Below are 2,709 nucleotides of genomic sequence, written 5' to 3'. Positions count from 1 at the left end.
GCGGCGCGGACGGCGCCACGACGCCCATCGAGACGATGTACTTGAGCGCGGCGTCGACCGTCATGTCGAGTTCGATCACTTCGCTCCTCGGCACCATCAGGAAGAAGCCGGACGTTGGGTTCGGCGTAGTCGGCACATACACGCTGACGTGATCTTCTTTCAGGTGGTTGATCACGTCGCCGCCCGGAATGCCGGTCAGAAACGCAATCGTATAGGAACCGCGGCGCGGGTACTCGATCAGGAGTGCCTTGCGAAACGCATTGCCGCTGCTCGACAACAAGGTGTCCGACACCTGCTTCACGCTGGTGTAGATCGGGCCGACCACCGGAATGTGAGCGACCACGACTTCCCACCACTTCACGAGCTTCTGCCCGATGAAGTTTTGCGTCAACAGACCGACAACAAAGATGAACGCCAGCGTCAGCACCGCGCCAAGACCCGGCAGACGGAAGCCGAGCGCGCGCTCCGGCTGCCATGCGGTAGGCAGCAGCAACAGCGTCTGGTCCATCGTGCCGATGATCAGGCCGAGCACCCACAGTGTGATAGCCAGAGGCACCAGCACCAGCAGGCCAGTCAGGAACACCGATTTGAGCGTCGTTTTTTTCGTCGTCATGTGTACCGCCAGAAAGCCGCGCGAACCGATACTCGATGCGCGGCGTGTGCGCCGCCCCTGAGGGCGGCAGTCCCACTAGGCGCTGCCGGAACCGCTCGAACTCGCCGATGCGGCGGGTGCGGCAGCAGGCGCGGCGGGCGTTGCGGCGGCGCCCGATGAAGCGGCGGCGGCCGTGCCGTTGGCCGAAGCCGTGTCGGATTGTGCTGCGCCGTTATTCCCGGCTGCGGCGTTTTCGCCCGAATTCGCATTCGAGCCGCCATTCGCGTCGGGCTTGGCCGACGCGCTAGCGCCGCTATTACCGCCGCGGAAATCGGTCACATACCAGCCGGAGCCCTTCAACTGGAAACCGGCTGCAGTCACCTGCTTGCGAAAGCTGTCTTGCCCGCATTCGGGACATTGCGTCAGCTGGGGGTCGCTCATCTTCTGAAGCACGTCCTTCCCGAAGCCGCATGACTCGCAACGATAAGCGTAGATCGGCATAATCTTTTCCCTACTGAAATCTTGTAACGCCTGCAAAGCCTTGAATTATAGCCGTATCTGGCTAGCCACCCGCGAATTTCGGGCCCGGCGCGCCAGGCGCAGCCGCCGTTCGGGTAGATTGGGGCGGCCGTTCTCGAATCAAGTGCGGCGCGATCAAGTGCGACGGCGCCAGGTCATCCAACGCTCGCGTCCGGCGAAGACGGCAATCGAATCGTTCACGGCTTCGTCTTCGATCAGATCGAAGTGCGGCGTGAGCAAGGCCTCGAGTTCAGCGCGCTCGATGCCAAACGGCGGCCCTTTCGGCGTCGCGCCAAGGAAATAGAAACCCGCCAGCAACGCGCCGCCAGGCAACAACCCGGCCATCCGTTGCGCGTAGTCCGCGCGGCGCGCCAACGGCAGCGCGCAAAGAAACGCGCGCTCATAGATCCAGGCCGGCGTGAATGGCGGCTCATAAGTGAAGAAGTCAGCCTGCTCGACCAGTTGCGCATGCTGCGCGCCCAATTGCTCGCGCGCGGCAGCCACGGCGGCCGGCGAGAAATCGATCGCCCGGACTGGATTGCCTTGCTCAGCCAGCCAAAGTGCCTCGTAGGCACTCCCGCAACCAGGAATCAACACGGCAGCGCCGCTGTGCCGGCTGACGAACGACTGGAACGCCGCCGGCACACCAGCCTGATCCCATGGCATGAAACGGCGCTCGAAGCGTTCGTTCCAGAACTCGGGCGAGTTCGGGTCGCGCGTCGCAAAGTCGGGGGCGGAAGGCTGGGTCGGGTCGCTCATCGCATGCCTCGTGTGGGTCCGGAGCGGGCTCACCCGCCGTAGACGAACGCCAGAAACGCTCGCGCCAGCACCGCGCCGACACCGACCGCCACGCCGAACAGCAGCAGCCCTTGTAGCAGCCGGTTGGTGCGCTTCTGTTCGAGCAGAATCTGGCGAATCATGTCGTCGTTCGCGCCGCGCGTGTTGTCGTGACGCTCAGCCAGCACGTGATGGATCAGCCGCGGCAACTGCGGCAGCGTCTTGCTCCACTGCGGCGCCTCGATCTTCAGCCGTTCGTACCAGCCGCGCAGACCGATCTGCTCGTTCATCCAGCGTTCGAGATAGGGCTTGGCCGTCTTCCACAAGTCCAGTTCAGGATCGAGCGAGCGGCCGAGCCCTTCGACGTTCAACATGGTTTTCTGGAGCAACACCAGTTGCGGCTGGATCTCGACGTTAAAGCGGCGCGAGGTCGAGAACAGCCGCATCAGCACCTGGCCGAGCGAGATATCTTTCAGTGCGCGGTCGAAATACGGCTCGCACACCGCGCGGATCGCGCTTTCCAGTTCTTCGACGCGAGTCGTGGGCGGCACCCAGCCCGACTCCAGATGCAGCGTGGCGACGCGATGGTAGTCACGCTTGAAGAAAGCGAGGAAGTTCTGCGCGAGGTAGTTTTTGTCGAAGTCCGACAGCGCGCCGATGATGCCGAAATCCAGCGCGATATAGCGGCCGAAGTGCGCCGGATCGAGGCTCACCTGGATGTTGCCCGGGTGCATGTCGGCGTGGAAAAAACCATCGCGGAACACCTGGGTGAAGAAAATCTCAACGCCTTCACGCGCCAGCTTCGGAATGTCGACCCCCGC

4 protein-coding genes are annotated in these 2,709 nt (G+C 63.3%); all 4 read right to left on the bottom strand.

What is annotated here, in order from left to right; all coding sequences use genetic code 11:
• Positions 1-613, bottom strand: a 613-nt coding sequence (locus tag QOC89_RS12075) for a DUF502 domain-containing protein (RefSeq protein ID WP_323045227.1), incomplete at its 3' end; no start/stop codon positions are given.
• A 75-nt stretch (positions 614-688) separates the two neighbouring features.
• Positions 689-1,093: an FmdB family zinc ribbon protein gene (locus QOC89_RS12070; RefSeq protein WP_323045226.1), complete on the bottom strand. Its 405-nt coding sequence runs from the start codon at positions 1,091-1,093 to the stop codon at positions 689-691.
• Between the two features lie 153 nt (positions 1,094-1,246).
• Positions 1,247-1,870 (bottom strand): methyltransferase domain-containing protein, encoded by a 624-nt coding sequence (locus QOC89_RS12065; protein WP_323045225.1) that lies wholly within the window; start codon positions 1,868-1,870, stop codon positions 1,247-1,249.
• Positions 1,871-1,899: 29 nt separating this feature from the next.
• A partial coding sequence (locus tag QOC89_RS12060) for an AarF/UbiB family protein (RefSeq protein ID WP_323045224.1) occupies positions 1,900-2,709 on the bottom strand: 810 nt, incomplete at its 5' end.

This window comes from Paraburkholderia sp., from assembly GCF_034668105.1.
Lineage (GTDB): Bacteria > Pseudomonadota > Gammaproteobacteria > Burkholderiales > Burkholderiaceae > Paraburkholderia.
The sequence above is the reverse complement of the archived record's forward strand: the minus strand, read 5'-3'. Positions and strand labels throughout refer to the sequence as shown.